Genomic DNA, 15,649 nt, shown 5'->3' with positions numbered 1-15,649 from the left:
TATTGGCGCTTTCGCTTTGCTTTGCCTTATTTCGGTACAGCAAAGCGCTCAAGGTGCTGTAGGCGATGGAAATAAGAATGGCGCCTATGAGGATGGCATTGAGAAAAAGGGTGTCGTTATGCTGGCGAAGGAGTATTTCGTCGCTTATATCCACCCCGGCAATACAGATAATGTTTCCATCCCGGTCATACACCGGCGCAAAACCGCTGATAAGGCCCTCCCAGGTAGGGGTATAGAAGCCCAGATCGGTGGTAGAGATCTCCCCGGAGAGGGCTTTCAGGTCATACGCTTCGATGGGAACCAGATCATCCGGGCTGTACTGGGTAACAGGGTCCGGGTCGTTGTCCGCAATATACTGGACTTGGCCGCCACCGAAATCCCGCCAATAGTAGACGTACAGCACATGGTATTTATCGGCAAATTGTACCAGCTTTTCCCTCAGGGCTTCATAATCCGGAGTGTCTGTATCCTCTTCGGTTTGATACCGATTCAGCTCTTCTGCGGAAATATAATCCGCGGCGGCAGCGGCGGCGGACATAAGGTGGTTCCGGACCGAATCTTCCATCAGTCTAACGGTACGGCGCATCAGGATATTAACATTGATGGTAATGAGAATAATAATAACAACAAAGATGAAAAATACAAATATGACTTTTTGGCCCTTCAGAAAAGACCATACACGATTCTTCACCCGGTTCCCCTTACGGTCAATAGATTATATGCAAAAAGCTTATATCCGTCAATATTATCAGACATATGGAAGAAAGCTTCATTTTTCGCTGAGGTTAAACACCCCGTCCCAGTCCGTTTCGGGCGGTTTTTGTCGGAAGGCCCTCGCCCGTTCCAGGAATAGTTGGGCAGGTCCATCACTGGGAGACACTTTTAGTACCGCTTCAAAGGCCGCTTCTGCGGCGGCCCAGTCCCGGTTTTCAAAGATGTCCCTGGCGCGGTTGAATAATTCGACAAGCTGCTGTGTTTGCGCCGTAGCCGATTCGGCGGTATCCAAAAGCTCATGGATTTGTACGGGCGTCACCACACCTACCACCCGTACCGTGTCGAGCCGGCGGGTCAGGAAGCCATCCCCCGCCGCGCTGAGGGTTTCTTCGGTTACCAGTATGCGGCTTCCGTACTGTTTGTTTACCCCCTCAAGCCGGGACGCCAGATTTACTGCGTTTCCCATGATGGTGTAGTTCATCTTCCGTTCACTTCCCATGTTCCCTACCACCATATCTCCCGTATTGATCCCGATCCGGGTAAAAAGCGGAACGGAACTTAAGCCTTTTTCAGTAAGATAGGTATTGATTTCCCGTTCCTTGTATTTCATCAGGACCGCCGAAGTACAGGCCCGCCGGGCGTGATCCGGCAGATCCAGGGGGGCGCCGAAAAAGGACATGATGGCGTCCCCTTCATATTTATCTATGGTTCCTTTCTGTTCAAGAATGATATTACTCATGTCTGAAAGATAGATATTGAGGAGTTGTACCAGATCTTCCGCGTCCAGTTTCTCCGCAATGGTGGTAAAACCCTGAATGTCCGTAAAGATTGCGGTCATATTCCGTTTTGATCCCCCAAGCTGCAGCCGGGAAGGGTCGCTCATCACGTCCTGCACCACATCCCCGGATACATAGGTGGAAAATGCCTTTTTAAGATTGTCGTTGTAGTACTGTAATTCCTGCTGCTGAACTTCCAGTTTTTGTTTCTGAGATTCCAGGGTCCGTTTCTGTGATTCCACCAGCAGGTGTACCTCAATACGTTTTAGTAAAAGTGATGGTACAAAGGGTTTGGTTATGTAATCAATGGCGCCCAGGGTTAAGCCGTCAAGCTCATCGTTGGTTTCACTCTTGCCGGTTAAAAAGATAACCGGGATGTCCCTGGTTTCACTTTTTTCTTTGAGGATTTTGATGGCCTCGTAACCGTTCATCTCCGGCATTTCAATATCAAGCAGGATCAGGCCCGGCTGGTGTTTTTCAAGAAGGGTGAACATTTTTTTTGCCGAGGGGGCGGTAAAAACATTGTATTGCGCGCTTAATACATTGATCCCGTTCATTAAATTGGTGGGATTATCATCCACTAGAATGATTAATTCCTGTTCGCTTCCCATGTTAAGATCTCCTTTCGTTTTTTCTTATCAGTTCATTTATTGTACTCAACGCATTTTCAAATTCGGTCATCAATACTGAATTAGAAATACTGCTGATTAATTCCTTCGTTTCTCCATTAATAGGCTTATTTTCAAGTTCCGTAAGAATGCTGCGGATAAGTCCCGGCTGTTCCTGTTCCAGCGCTTCCCTAAGTTTTGCGAACAAGGGAAGATATTGAGAAATATCAAAATCGGTGTTAGCGGCGGCGTTGGAATTCAACGCCGCCCCTATCTGTTCCGCCAGATTTTTTAACTCCCGGTAAAAATGGGGAAGTTCCTTTTCGATAAGATGGATATCCCCAGTCCCTCCCGCTGCCTCCAGTTCCGCTGCTTTTTTTGAGACGGCAGCGGCGCCTATGGTAGCGGCGGCGCTTTTGAGGGCGTGTACGTTGGTGGTAAAAAGGGAAAGGTCCGGTTCTGTGGGAAGGCGTTCCAATAAGGGAAGCCGTTCCAGGGCATCTTTACGGAAGGACGCCAGCACTTTCCGGTAAGCCGCTTCGGTACCGCCGGTCATGGCCAAGCCCCTGGCGGTATCCACCCCGGTAATTTTTATGTCGACGGCTTCTTCGGGTCTTTCTATGGTGGTTCTCGGTCCGGCAAGTACTTTTTTTTCAGCGGGAATCCATTCAGCCATCATCCCGTCAAGTTTGGATATTTCTATGGGCTTGGAAAGGTAGTCGTTAAAACCTTTTGCCAGGAACATTTCCTTCATCCCCGTTACCGCATTTGCAGTCAGGGCTATGATGGGAACCGTATGTTCCTGAGACATTTGCTGTTTGTCTTCCCAGGCACGTATGGCGGCGGTCGTTTCTATGCCGTCCATTTCGGGCATCATGTGATCCATAAACACTATATCATAACGGTTTTTCTTTATCAGCTCTATTGCTTCTTTGCCGCTTGTCACGGTGGTGATATCGGTCTGATATAAACTCAGGAGGCCCTTGGCTACATTCAGGTTGGTAACAATATCATCAACGATGAGGAGACGGGCGCTGGGAGCGGTAAACCGTACATCGGTTTCCTTGTGATAGTTGAGTTCTATCTTATCGCTAATCACATTGGCAATGGACAGGGTATAGGCGGGCATGGTGATAGTAGGAATGTTCCTGAAGGAAGCAATTTCCTCCTGATTCGCCAGGAGAACCACCTTTGTGGGCAGTGATAAATCCTGTATTAGTGATTGATCCTCTTCTACCGCATTGACGCTTACAAAAGCAAATGCATAACTTTTCTCCCCCGGGTGTGAATAGCCTCTAAGTTCCCGGGCAAAAATTTCTTTATCCCCGGCCACCGTTACCGGTATACCCAGATTCTCCATCGAGCGAATAATCGAACCGGCGTACTCCTTCCGGGGCTCATAGAGCAGTACCGTTTTTGTTTCCGGGTTTTCAACCGCAGCCAGGTGTTCGTTGTCCCGCACCAGCTGGAGTATGGTCGCAGTAAAGATGCTGCCCTCTCCGTATACGCTGCTCACCGTGATATCTCCGCCCATAAGACGGCAGAGGTTGCGGCTTATGGCGAGTCCCAGGCCGGTTCCTTCAATGCCCTGGTTTTTATGGGTATCAAGCTGCTGGAATTGGCCGAACAATTTGCCCATATCTTCCTGTTTAATGCCGATACCGGTGTCGGAGACTAACATGGTCAGGACAACCCGGTCTTCCTGGGGCGTACCTGAGATGGTAAGAACGATGTGCCCCTCCCGTGTGTATTTGATCGCATTGGAGAGAAGGTTCATCAGCACCTGACGAAGGCGGACTTCGTCGCCGATCAGGTGGTTGGGGAGTTTACTGTCAATATCAACGGTAAAGATAATGGGTTTTTCGCTCAGCCGGGTGCGGATAATACTGATCACATCGTTTACCACCGAACCCAGCAGATAGTCCGCCTTCTCAATGTCCAGCCTGCCGGATTCAATTTTTGAAAAGTCCAGTATGTCATTAATAATGACCAGGAGATTGTGGCCCGCCTGTTTTATATCCGAGATGTATTCGGTTACCCGGGGAGAGATCTCTTCCCTGAGGACAAGTTCGCTGATGCCGATAATAGCGTTCATTGGGGTCCGTATCTCATGGCTGGTATTGGCAAGGAAATTTGACTTTGCCGTGGTAGCGGCTTCGGCCCGTTGGCTTTCTTCCCGGAGTTTTGCGGTTAATTCAGAATTTGCCTTGTCTTTGGAAGCTCTGGTGGCTTCTACCGCAACGGTGGTCCCGAAAATCAGTAAATAGGTAACAACTATCCGGGATGCTATATCGGCGGAATAATAAAACTTGGATATACCCGGTACAAAGACTTCAATACTTATAACAACAAGTACTATTGTGGAATAGATAATACCCTGCTTCAGGCGTTCCATCATTAAGGTAAGTGGAGGGACCAGATAGACGAACAAGAAATTCATCCCCTCTGCATCGCCGTTCCAGATGAGGAGGGCGCAGAATAAACAGTAGGCGTTCAGGATAATCATGGCGGGAACAATAGGAACAACCCTGGTGCGGGCGGCAATAAACGATATGATGGCTATCATCGACATGCCTGCACAAATAGCGGCGTCCATATAGGAACCCTTATTAATATTAACAATTATATAATAAATGAGAAAAATGAAACCAAAAATAGCAATAAAATTCATAAGGATATAGCTGATGATATAATCGGACAGCTCTTTCTTGTCGCCCTTAGGCGCCTTTCCGGAAGTCAGTATGTTCCAAATGATATTTACTATTCCTTTTATCATCCCAGCCCCCGATTTATTCTGTTCAACAAAACGTCTATCTTGTCAATTGCTTCCGCAAATTCGGTCATCAACACCGCGTCGGAAACCGCCGTCAGGGCTTCCCGTGTTTTTCTATCAAGTGACGCCGCTTCCAGTTCTGCAAGAATACTGCGTATGGTTCCGATCTCCTCCTGTTCCAGCGCCGTCCTCAGATCCGTAAACAGGGGGAGGTATTGGGTAAAAGTCTCATTGGAATCTGTTTCAACGGCGGTGTCGGTATTCAGCATCGTTCCAATATGTTCCGCCAGGTTTTGGAGGTCCCGGGAAAAACCGGGAAGCTGCTCTGCGATAAGCGCAAGGTCTCCGGCCTTGCCCGCCGCTTCCAGTTCTGCCGCAGCCTTTGACACAGCAGCAGCTCCGATGGTTCCGGCGGCGCTCTTGAGGGCATGTACATTGGTGGTAAACAGGGAAAGTTTCTGTTTATTGGGAACACGTTCCAATAAGGGCAGCCGTTCCAGAGCATCTTTACGGAAGGTACTTAATACTTTCCGGTAAGCCGCTTCCGTACCACCGGTCATGGCGATACCTTTGGTAAGATCCACCCCTATGGCAGCGAGTGGCGAGTAAGCGGCGGTGAGTATAGGGTCCGTTTTTTCGACATCGGTTTTCGTCGATTCATTTTTACATTTCTTCTCCCGGCTTATCCACTTCCCCATAATTTCGTCCAGCTTTGAAAGTTCTATGGGTTTTGAAAGATAATCGTTAAAGCCCCTGGATAAAAACATCTCCTTCATGCCGGAAACCGCATTTGCGGTCAGGGCGATGATTGGAATATGCGAAGTATGTTCCAATATTTGCTGTTTGGCTTCCCAGGCACGTATGACAGCGGTCGTTTCAATGCCGTCCATCCCCGGCATCATGTGATCCATAAAAACAATGTCGTAGGAATGCTTCCCCACGAGTTTGAGCGCTTCCTCACCGGAACTGCAGCAGTCAACCTTAACCTGATAGGGCGCCAAAAGACCTTCCGCCACGATAAGGTTGGTGGAAACATCATCTACCAACAGTATCCGTGCTTCTGGGGCGGTAAACCTGATGTTTACTTTCTTATGCTGAACCCCACCGGAACTGTCTATTTCGCCGTTGAGCAGCCGGGCAATGGTGAGGGGATGCAGGGGCATAATAATAGTTTTTATATCCGATTTTGAAACGCCCTCATCCTGATTTGCCAATAGTATCAGAACAGGTTTTATGGGCATAACCGTATCCTGTATCAGGTTTTGTAATTCCCCGAATAAAGGTGACCTTACCATTGCATATTGATAGGCCTGATTTTTTAGGGAGACGGACAATTCCTCCCGGCTCTCCGCCAGGGTACAGGATACGCCCAGGGTTTCTACCGAGTAGACAATAGATTCCGCATATTCTTTAGTCGTTTCATAGGCCAGTACATTCTTCGTTTTTGCTTCTCTCACTTCTGCAAAGGGTTCGCAGTTCGCCACCCTTTGGGGTAAAACCGCAGTAAATACCGTACCCTTACCATAGATCGATGTAACCGTAATATCCCCGCCCATGAGGCGGCAGAGGTTCCGGGCGATGGCAAGCCCCAACCCGGTCCCCTCAATACCCTGATTCGCCATTTGATCGAACCGGTTGAAATCGCCGAAGAGCTTACCCATGTCCTCTTCTTTTATGCCAATCCCCGTATCGGCAATTTCAAAGCTAAGGAGCATGGTATCCCCATCGGCGGCATTGCTAGTAGTATTACTATTTGTAATAGTCAGGGTAATGTAGCCTTCATGGGTATACTTAACCGCATTGCTCAGCAGGTTCAGCAGTACTTGGCGTATTCTGGATTCATCGCCGGTGAAGGAAGCGGGCAGGCGGCCGTTAATTTTTGTTAGTAAAGCTACGGGCTTTTCCGAAAGACGAGTACGGATGATGCTGATGCAGTCGTTTATCAGGGAGGCGAACATATATTCGGCGCTGATGATGTCTATTTTGCCGGATTCAATTTTTGAAAAATCCAGAATATCGTTGATGATGGAAAGGAGATTTTCTCCGGCTTGCCTGATGCCGCCTAAATATTCCGTTGTTTTTGGGGAATTTTCTTCCCATAAAGCAAGTTCGCTGATACCGATGATGGCGTTCATTGGGGTACGGATCTCATGGCTCATCCGGGCCAGGAAAGAAGATTTACTTTTGTTTTCTTCATCGGATTGTATTTTTGCCCGGGTGATCCGTAAAAGAATAAAGCTTAACGAAAAAGCCAGGATGATCCCCAGTGCCGAAAGGACCGCTATGGTGTAATAAAGGTCGCGATAGAACCGGACGAAGGGGGTAATGAGCCCCACATGCCAACCGTTGAATATTTTCCTGAAAAAAACAATTACCTCGGAGCCGTCGGTATCCCTGATCCGTTGGGCGCTTATGTTCTCCTCCCTTCTGAGCATCCGGGAAATTTCCTGATAATCGGCGCCCAATTCCTGCAGTTGAATTCCATGGTACTCGTCTTGGGTATGGGGCTTTGTTATCAAAATCATATTCTGGCTGACTATCATGCCGTAGCCTCCGGGGGCCAGATGCATGGAATTTATATAGTCCTGAATCCAGGATATATCCACATCCACCGAAAGAATCCCATGCATATTTCCATTAGGGCCGTCAATATTTCTTACTACCGAAATAATGGTGTTCCCGTTGGCCCAGTCCTCGTAGGGGGCGGTGTAAGAGGTCTTTGTTCCGCTCCGTACCGCCGTCTGATACCAGGGCCGCCGCTGGGGTATATAGGTCTCATCAGGATTAATGTCCATACTGTCAATCAATTCTCCCCGGATATACCCGTAGATCCCATAAATTTTTAAGAGTCCCCCTTCGCGCTGACGCATCCAGGCGGTAGTTTCTTGCAGGTAGGCGAGGATTTCTTCCTGGGACGAGCCCTGTTCAATCATGTTGACAATTATGTACTGCGAATTGAGGAGTATGGATTCAACTTCGCTCAAGGCCGCATTTATATTCGCCTCGGCAGTAAACAGTACCGTTTCCGCCTCTTCCCGCAGGCGTTTGCGCAGAATATTACTGACAAAAAGACCGCCTACCAGTATCATCAATATAAAAGTGATAAAAACAAAAACAAACAGCGGATAATTTTTACTGATAACTTTTCTCGTTTTGTTTTTCATTTCTGTATTTCTTCCACCGTACGGTAATACCAGTTAATGCCGCTGATTATCTCGCTGTCGTCCAGGGTTGTCCCTTCTTTGCCGATGATCCCGCCCTCATTGGTTTCGATCTCCCCGTCAAAGACATTGAAGCCTTCGTACACCATGCGCCGCCGCTCCTTCTCAATTACTTCGGCCGTACCGCTCTCCGCGAATTCCGCGAGGGGTGTTATATCTACCATACCATCAGCTATGCCGCCGAAATAGGGTACGGAAGTAAAACTGCCGTCTATCAGACTCCTAACGAGATGGGTATAGTACACGCCCCAATTCAGAACGACCGAACAAAGGACCGCGTTGGGCGCGTCTTTCCTCATATCGCTGTTAAACCCTATGCCCCATACACCGGCTTTTTCGGCGGTGATCTGCGGAACCGGCGTATTGCAGTGTTCGGCGATAACATCACAGCCGGAGGCGATAAGGGCCTGGGCGGCTTCGGCTTCACCCAGAGGATCAAACCAACTGTAGGTTACCTTTACATAGATACGCGCAGCAGGGTTTACCTTTTCCACCCCTAGGGCAAAGGCGTTAATGCCCGAACTTACCTCGCTGTTTTCCTTACCCATGGCCGCCACGAAACCTATCTTGTTTGTTTTTGTTTTCATCCCCGCAACAATGCCGGAAAGATACCGGGCCTGATAGAGCCGCCCCGCATAATTGGTAAAGTTTGTACTGTTGAATTTATAGCCCGTACCATGGGCAAAGATAACGCCGGGGAATTCCGCCGCAAGTTTTTCGCAGGAATCCATGTAGCCCCAGCTCGCGGCTATGATTATATTGGCACCCTCGGCGATACAGTCCCGCATGGCATCCTCTACCGCACTGCTGTCGTCTTCAAACACGTTGGTCTTCCGCAGTATCTGTGTATCCCGAAGGCCCAGTTCCCGCTGCATGTAGATTGTTCCCATATAATGGGCGTAGTCGTACCCTGACGTTTCAGCGATTTCATTTGGATGGATAATCCCCACCTTGATTTGTTCTTTTGGAATACCTTCGCCGGGTTTCCATAAATACTGCTGCTTGCTATGGCAGGACGAAAGCAGGAACAGGAGTACCGGTAAAAGAAGAAAAGGATGGTTCCTTGACGCCGTTTTATTACTCATATTAAAACCCCAGGCTTTCTACTACATTGCGGTAATACCAGTTCATGTTCCCGGTAATTTCACTGTCCGCAAGGGTGAGCCCCGCCTCTCCTATGGTCCTGCCGTCGTTGGTCTCAAGGATTCCGTCAAAGACATTAAAGCTTTTATTTATCATACGGTTCCTGGCTTCCTCGATTGCTTCTGCGGTACCAGGCGCAGCGACGAGCATATTAGGCGGGGTAATATCGACAAGCCCTTCGCTGATGCCGCCGAAGTAGGGTTCGGCAGTAAAGGTACCGTCCATGACGCTTTGTACCAGGAAGGTATAATAAGCGCCCCAATTCCAGAGTACCGAACTGATAACCGCATTAGGCGCCTCTTTTGACATATCGCTGTTGTACCCCAGACCCCAGACGCCGGCCTTTTCCGCTTCCGTCATGGGGAAGGGCGTGTCGCAGTGCTGGGCGATTACATCGCAGTCTGCGGCAATGAGGAATCGGGCGGCGTTGGCCTCCTCCATGGGATCAAACCAGCTATAGGTTATTCGTACATGGATTTTTGCTTTGCTGTTCACGCTCTCGACACCCAGGGCAAAGGCGTTAAGCCCTCCGGTTACTTCGCTGCTATCCTTGCCCATGGCAGCCACGTAGCCTACCTTGCCCGTTTTTGTTTTAAGGCCTGCGGCGATACCCGAAAGGTAGCGGGCCTGATAGATACGGCCGAAGTAATTGGTAAAATTAGTACTATTGTATTTATAACCCGAGGCATGGGCAAATACCACATGAGGAAATTCTATAGCAAGTTTTTCACAGGCATCCATATAGCCCCAGCTGGTGGCAATGATGATATTCGCCTCCCTAGCGATACAATCCCTCATGGCGCTTTCTATTCCCTCGGCATCGGTGTCCTGCACATGGATTTTGGTGATTATCTGCTCATCCTTTAAACCAAGACGCTCCTGCATTTCCCGTATGCCCATTTCATGGGCGTATGAATACCCGGAAGTTTCCGTTAAGGGATCCGTCATGTAGATCACCCCGACTTTTATCTTTTCTTTAGCCAGGGCTTTGCCGGGACGCCATGCGGCGGCATTTTTCCCGTTTCCGCAAGCCTCAAGTAACAAAAAGCTTCCCAGAATGATGATAAGTAATACTGTTTTTACCCAATTTCCGTTCATACTATTTCTCCCTTATTATTTATTAAGGTTTCATTTTTCTTTATTGCCTCTTCAAAGTCGCTCAGTAACACTGCGTTGGAAATATTATTGATAGCCTCTTTCGTTTTCCCGTCAAAGGGCTTTCCCTCAAGTTCCGCAAGGATGCGGCGGATGATCCCAATATCTTCCTGTTTCAGGGCTGCCGCAAGTTCCGTAAACAGGGGGAGGTACTGGGTAAAAGTCTCGCCGGAATCAGTTTCAGCAGCGGTGTGGATATCCAACGCCAACCCTATCTGTTCCGCCAGGGCTTGGAGGTTCCGGTAAAAATCAGGAAGCCGCTCTGTAATAAGAGCCATGTCTCCGGCTTTCCCCGCCGCTTCAAGTTCCGCCGCAGCCTTTGACACAGCCGCAGCTCCGATGGTTCCAGCGGCGCTCTTGAGGGCATGTACGCTGGTGGTAAACAGGGAAAGTTCCTGTTCACTGGGAACACGTTCCAATAAGGGCAGCCGTTCCAGAGCGTCTTTACGGAAGGTACTTAATACCTTCCGGTAGGCCGCTTCTGTACCGCCGGTCATGGCTATGCCTTTGGTAAAATCCACCCCTATACCGGCGAGGGACGAGTAATCGGCGGACAGAGATGTTCTTTCGGCAGCAGTTTTTGCCGCTTCATTTTTCTGTTTCTTCTCCCGGGGAATCCACTTCGCCATGATCTCTTCCAGCTTGGACATCTCTATGGGCTTGGCGAGGTAGTCGTTGAATCCCTTGGACAAAAACATTTCCTTCATCCCCGCAACGGCATTGGCGGTTAGGGCGATAATGGGGAGCTGCCGGAAGTAATCACCCCTCAGAGGGCTCAGGGCACGGATCGCCTCTGTGGTCTCAATGCCGTCCATGCCGGGCATCATGTGATCCATAAAGACGATGTCGTAGGCGTGTTCCTTAACCAGGGCTATGGCCTGTTCTCCCCCGGTACAGGTATGAATTCCCGTCCGATACAGGGAAAGGAGCCCCTCGGCGACCTTGAGGTTCGTTTCGATATCATCCACGATAAGGACCCGGGCTTGGGGGGCAATAAACCGGACATCCACGTTTTCCCGGTAATTAGACTGCTTGATGCCATTGAGTACATTGGCGATGGGGACCGACCATGCGGGCATGATGATGATGGGAATATCCTGAAAAGAACTTATTTCTCCTAAATTCGCCAGCAGTGTTAGTACGGTCTTGAGGTTTCCATCCTGTATTACTTTTCCTGCGTTTTCCACAACGCTCTCGGAGACAAAAGCAAAGGGGAACTCTCCGGTTTTGAGTTTTTCCAGGAAATCATCGGCAGTGATGGTAACCGTTACGGGAAGGCCGAGGTTCTCCAGGGTAAGGAAGAGGGATTCTGCGTAGAGGGCGCGGTCATCATAAAAAAGAATTCTTTTTTCTTCCGGATTTTCAAGCTCCGCAAGTTTTGTATCATCCGTGTACCCCTGGGGAATCCGGGCGGTAAAGACCGATCCCTTTCCGTATTCACTTTGTGCTGTTATATCTCCGCCCATGGCAAGGCAGAGGTTCCGGGTAATTGCCAGACCAAGCCCGGTACCTTCAATGTTTTTGTTTTTTTCCGCGTCAAACCTGACAAAGTTGCCGAAAAGTCCCGGAAGGTCCTCCTTCTTTATGCCGATGCCGCTGTCGGCTATCGCTATGGTGAGTACAAGTTCCCCTGCTATGGACTTTTCCATCCCTATGGTCAGCATGATATACCCCTCACGGGTATACTTGGCCGCATTGGACAGGAGGTTGAGCAGGATCTGCCTGATCCGCGCTTCATCGCCCACAAGGTTATTGGGTATATTGGCGTCCACATTTGCGGTAAACAGGATGGGTTTTTCGCTGATCCTGATACGAATTACATTGAGCACATCGTTAATGAGGGAGGCCAGGAGATAGGGAGCGGAGTTTATCGATAAGCTTCCCGCCTCAATTTTGGACAGGTCAAGTATATCGTTGATCAGGGAAAGCAGGTTGAGCCCCGCCTGTTTGATCCCCGTTACGTATTCGTTCATCCTGGGAAGGGTTTCCGCACGAAGGGCCAGTTCACTCATGCCGATCACCGCATTCATGGGGGTACGGATTTCATGGCTCATCCGGGCCAGGAAGGAGGACTTGCTTTTGTTCTCCTCATCGGAACGGATCTTCGCAGCGCTTAAACGGATCAGCATATAACAGAGGATGAACATCAAAACTGTTCCTACCAGGAAGATGAAAAAAGAGATTCGGTATATGTCATGATAAAAATCATCCTCCGGAACCACGAGTCCCAGATACCAGCCATTATATGCCTGCCTGAAAAAAACAATAATCCTGCTGTTGTTATTATCCCATATCTGCAGGGCATTTACTTCCTTTTTTTTCGCCAGGGTTTTCATCAGAGCAGAAGTTTTTGTAGTGGTTTGCTTTCCTTTGATATTAGGATCCCAGGTATCGGAGAATAAATCCCCCAAGAACTTGTTGATGTATGCTCCATCGGGGTGGACCATGATTTCCAGGTTTTCATTGAGCAGTATACCGTACCCTCCTTCACTTAGTTTGAGGGAGCGCACATAGCTTTCAAGCCGGGTAAGCTGTACATCCAGGGCGAGAACCCCAAGAGATATCCCGGAATCATCAAACAGCTCCTGGGCAAAGGTTACCACAATTGAATTGGTCTGGGCATCCACATAGGGACTTGTCATGATGATCTGCCCCGGAGATTTCTTGGCGTCTATATACCATAGCCGTTCCTGAGGCACATAATCTTCCGGGGGTTCCCATCCTGTACCGTCAAGAAACTCTTCCAGGATGAAACCGTACATTCCGTTAAACCCCGAAAGCCGGTCCTCATTTGCGGTGAGCCAGTCCGTAAGGGATGTCAAATACCGGAGTATATCTTCCTGGGAATGATGCTTATCCACTATCATATCCTGAATATTAAAGGCGGAACTTATTAAGGTGGATTCCGGTTCCCGCAGGGTTGTTTTTAAATTTGCATCCGCAGTATGGATGAACTCGTTGGCGTTTGCGATAAGCTGTCTTCGCATAATAATACCGGTGGAGATTAAACTGCCCGCAATCATGAAGAGGAAAATAAAAACGACCACCAGAAGCTGCTGATAATTTTTCCTTATAACAAACGCTATGTTCATTTTTTATTTTGTCCTGGTTGCGATAAATTCGCCGTATTCAACTACATCCGCCTCGTAATAATTGTAGGTCCCAATCTCCTGTATGCTATGCTCTTTATAATAAGAACTCAGAACCTGATAAAAGGCGTCCTCCGCGCAGTCTGCAAGGAGCTTCTTCCCATCCAGGAGGCCGCAGTCATTGGCAAGCTGGGTGGTAAGGGTGGCAAAATGGTGGCAGTGGAGTACCGCCGTGATTCCGTTGATGGTATGACGGCAGGTTTTCTGGTCAAACCGGTGTTCCAGCTGCAGTTCCCTTTTTACAAATTCAGACATTGGTTCCTCCTTTTTGCATTGAGACCGGACATTCCTTTGCGGTGATATCCCGGTAAGCCCGACTGAACCTTTCCAGCTCCTCCGGAGTATCCGGAACATTAGCCGCCATCTGGCTTGGCATGCCCATCATCATGGCAAGCCGCATCTGGGCTCTCATACCGCCATCTTGTTTGATAGCGGAATAGATGCTTGTTAGTTTTACTCCCATAGCAGCTCTTGAACGGCTTCGAGGGTTTCTTCGAATTCGGTTGTCAGATGCGGCCTGCGACGCCCCCTGATTTTCAAATTTTCCGCTGGAAAGAAGGCGGAGTATGCTGTTATTTGTTTTCATCCACTTCTCCGGATTTTCTCTTGTTTTTCCTAGTATTTTTGGATTTTCGACAATATATTACTGCTTTATCAATATATCCCTGTAAGTAAGATTTATCCAGTTCTGAAAGAAGTTTTATTTTTTCTTCAAAGGATAGCTCGTTTAGGCTTTCCTCATTGTTCGTACTCTCACCCAGGGTCCTTCCTTTTTGATAGTTTTTACGAAACAATATTCTTAAATAGTAATAAATAGATGATTATAAATAACTAAGTAATATTCGTTAAGCATTTTTCTGCCAATGAATTGACCGAGTAATAAAATGGGATTATTATATAACCAGAGAATATGTTATGCTAAATACGCGCTTGAAAGCCCTTATTTGTCATTTGGGAATAAAAGAAAATGATTTTGCACAAAAAACCGGTTTTTCACAGCCCTATATATCTATGATATTACGAGGGAAAAAGACCAACCCCAGCCCCCGTTTTTTTGATTCCGTTTCCAGGGCGTTCCATGTCAATGCGGAATGGCTCCGTTCCGGGTCCGGGGAGATGTTTTCAGTCCCCGACCTCAACATATCCGCATCGGACGCTTCGCTTCTGGCAAAATACCGGCTCCTGCCGGCCCATCAAAAGGCGGTCATTGATGAAGTGGTCGACGCCATCCTGCTTAAAAGTATGATGGAAGGGGATGAAAAGTAAGCCCATATAATGAATAGGCCCTCCAAAGGAGCGTGATTAATGGATATCTTTCTTCAAATATGGGGAGGTAGCGCTTACCTTCTGGCAAAAATTTTGCTTTCCCATGCCGAAGGGCTCAGGGATGATCGAATATGGCGTATGGCAGGCTGGTCCATGTATTTATTCGGTCTTCCCGCCTGGGTCATTTTATTGGCCGGTAGGCGTAATTGGATTGCCGCCGCAAACGAAGTGGGGGGCGGCCCCTCTCTGCTACTCGGCCTGCTCTTAGCCTGGAAAAGACTTGATAGGGCGCCGAAATTTTTTGATTGGGCCGTCAGGATCGTTACCTATATCATGATTGTACTAGGAACCGTCTACAGTCTCTACTCCTTCGGCGGCCTCACTGCCTTCTCCCAGGCGCTTGAAATCGGCGTTACCATAGGATTCCTCCTGGGAAGTTTTCTCCTTGCCGGGAAAAACCCCGCAGGCTGGCTGTTTTATGGACTGATGGTTATCAGTATGGGCAGTTTGATGTTTATCCAGGGCAAGATAATTCTGATTATCCAGCAGGGAGTTTCACTGGTTTTTGTGATCAGCGGTTTCGCACGGGCCCTGCGGAGAAATACTAAAATTGGTTGAGGATTAGGATATGAAAATATTATTTGATATTACTAAATTAGACACTCTATCTTAAAATCTTGGAAGGGAAGCCGTATCCTTGGTACGCAGCTTCCGGCGGTATTTGCCGGGGCTTATACCGGTTACCCGCTTGAATATTTCTCCATAATAACTAGCTTTGGAAAAACCGGATGCAAGGGCTACTTCAGTGATCCGTACAGGGTGGGTCATCTTTATTGGAGAGAAA

The 15,649-nt window shown here is 48.4% G+C and carries 12 protein-coding genes and 1 pseudogene; 2 read left to right on the top strand and 11 right to left on the bottom strand.

Annotation, left to right across the window (positions count from 1 at the left end; translation table 11 throughout):
• From LQZ19_RS18545 to LQZ19_RS18500, 10 genes and pseudogenes are all read right to left on the bottom strand, one after another.
• Positions 1-691: pseudogene (locus tag LQZ19_RS18545) on the bottom strand (sensor histidine kinase); the annotation flags it as partial.
• Between the two features lie 78 nt (positions 692-769).
• Positions 770-2,101 carry a response regulator gene (locus LQZ19_RS18540; RefSeq protein WP_411049180.1) on the bottom strand — a complete coding sequence of 444 codons (1,332 nt, stop codon included), beginning with the start codon at positions 2,099-2,101 and terminating at the stop codon, positions 770-772.
• A gap of 1 nt (position 2,102) precedes the next feature.
• Positions 2,103-4,874, bottom strand: a complete 2,772-nt coding sequence (locus LQZ19_RS18535; RefSeq protein ID WP_411049179.1) for an ATP-binding protein — start codon at positions 4,872-4,874, stop codon at positions 2,103-2,105.
• Positions 4,871-8,035 (bottom strand): ATP-binding protein, encoded by a 3,165-nt coding sequence (locus tag LQZ19_RS18530; RefSeq protein WP_411049178.1) that lies wholly within the window; start codon positions 8,033-8,035, stop codon positions 4,871-4,873. The genes LQZ19_RS18535 and LQZ19_RS18530 overlap by 4 nt, the downstream gene beginning before the upstream one ends.
• A complete protein-coding gene (locus LQZ19_RS18525; RefSeq protein ID WP_411049177.1) occupies positions 8,032-9,177 on the bottom strand; it encodes a BMP family ABC transporter substrate-binding protein in 1,146 nt (381 codons plus the stop codon). The genes LQZ19_RS18530 and LQZ19_RS18525 overlap by 4 nt, the downstream gene beginning before the upstream one ends.
• A 1-nt stretch (position 9,178) precedes the next feature.
• Positions 9,179-10,333, bottom strand: coding sequence for a BMP family ABC transporter substrate-binding protein (locus tag LQZ19_RS18520; RefSeq protein WP_411049176.1), 1,155 nt, complete (start codon positions 10,331-10,333; stop codon positions 9,179-9,181).
• On the bottom strand, positions 10,330-13,482 hold the full coding sequence (locus tag LQZ19_RS18515) for an ATP-binding protein (protein WP_411049175.1): 3,153 nt from the start codon (positions 13,480-13,482) through the stop codon (positions 10,330-10,332). Before LQZ19_RS18515 ends, LQZ19_RS18520 begins: the two co-directional genes overlap by 4 nt.
• Before the next feature lie 3 nt (positions 13,483-13,485).
• Positions 13,486-13,794 carry a hypothetical protein gene (locus LQZ19_RS18510; RefSeq protein WP_411049174.1) on the bottom strand — a complete coding sequence of 103 codons (309 nt, stop codon included), beginning with the start codon at positions 13,792-13,794 and terminating at the stop codon, positions 13,486-13,488.
• On the bottom strand, positions 13,787-14,125 hold the full coding sequence (locus LQZ19_RS18505; protein ID WP_411049173.1) for an SIMPL domain-containing protein: 339 nt from the start codon (positions 14,123-14,125) through the stop codon (positions 13,787-13,789). The genes LQZ19_RS18510 and LQZ19_RS18505 overlap by 8 nt, the downstream gene beginning before the upstream one ends.
• A complete protein-coding gene (locus LQZ19_RS18500; RefSeq protein ID WP_411049172.1) occupies positions 14,112-14,333 on the bottom strand; it encodes a hypothetical protein in 222 nt (73 codons plus the stop codon). Before LQZ19_RS18500 ends, LQZ19_RS18505 begins: the two co-directional genes overlap by 14 nt.
• Positions 14,334-14,469: 136 nt before the next feature.
• Between LQZ19_RS18500 and LQZ19_RS18495 the strand changes: the two genes are divergently transcribed.
• Positions 14,470-14,805 (top strand): helix-turn-helix domain-containing protein, encoded by a 336-nt coding sequence (locus LQZ19_RS18495; protein ID WP_411049171.1) that lies wholly within the window; start codon positions 14,470-14,472, stop codon positions 14,803-14,805.
• Positions 14,806-14,844: 39 nt separating this feature from the next.
• Positions 14,845-15,423, top strand: coding sequence for a multidrug transporter (locus LQZ19_RS18490; RefSeq protein ID WP_411049170.1), 579 nt, complete (start codon positions 14,845-14,847; stop codon positions 15,421-15,423).
• A gap of 51 nt (positions 15,424-15,474) precedes the next feature.
• On the opposite strand, the gene LQZ19_RS18485 is transcribed toward LQZ19_RS18490, so the two are convergent.
• A complete protein-coding gene (locus tag LQZ19_RS18485; protein ID WP_411049169.1) occupies positions 15,475-15,633 on the bottom strand; it encodes a helix-turn-helix domain-containing protein in 159 nt (52 codons plus the stop codon).
• Positions 15,634-15,649: the final 16 nt, after the last annotated feature.

Origin of the sequence: Treponema primitia (assembly GCF_046533075.1) — a bacterium.
In the GTDB taxonomy this organism is placed as follows: Bacteria; Spirochaetota; Spirochaetia; order Treponematales; family Breznakiellaceae; genus Termitinema; species Termitinema primitia_B.
The sequence above is the reverse complement of the archived record's forward strand: the minus strand, read 5'-3'. Positions and strand labels throughout refer to the sequence as shown.

Excerpts from the sequence above, each read along its gene's own strand:
- LQZ19_RS18540 (WP_411049180.1), bottom strand. The coding sequence starts at position 2,101 with ATGGGAAGCGAACAGGAATTAATCATTCTAGTGGATGATAATCCCACC.
- LQZ19_RS18535 (WP_411049179.1), bottom strand. The coding sequence starts at position 4,874 with ATGATAAAAGGAATAGTAAATATCATTTGGAACATACTGACTTCCGGA.
- LQZ19_RS18530 (WP_411049178.1), bottom strand. The coding sequence starts at position 8,035 with ATGAAAAACAAAACGAGAAAAGTTATCAGTAAAAATTATCCGCTGTTT.
- LQZ19_RS18525 (WP_411049177.1), bottom strand. The coding sequence starts at position 9,177 with ATGAGTAATAAAACGGCGTCAAGGAACCATCCTTTTCTTCTTTTACCG.
- LQZ19_RS18520 (WP_411049176.1), bottom strand. The coding sequence starts at position 10,333 with ATGAACGGAAATTGGGTAAAAACAGTATTACTTATCATCATTCTGGGA.
- LQZ19_RS18515 (WP_411049175.1), bottom strand. The coding sequence starts at position 13,482 with ATGAACATAGCGTTTGTTATAAGGAAAAATTATCAGCAGCTTCTGGTG.
- LQZ19_RS18510 (WP_411049174.1), bottom strand. The coding sequence starts at position 13,794 with ATGTCTGAATTTGTAAAAAGGGAACTGCAGCTGGAACACCGGTTTGAC.
- LQZ19_RS18505 (WP_411049173.1), bottom strand. The coding sequence starts at position 14,125 with ATGAAAACAAATAACAGCATACTCCGCCTTCTTTCCAGCGGAAAATTT.
- LQZ19_RS18490 (WP_411049170.1), top strand. The coding sequence starts at position 14,845 with ATGGATATCTTTCTTCAAATATGGGGAGGTAGCGCTTACCTTCTGGCA.
- LQZ19_RS18485 (WP_411049169.1), bottom strand. The coding sequence starts at position 15,633 with ATGACCCACCCTGTACGGATCACTGAAGTAGCCCTTGCATCCGGTTTT.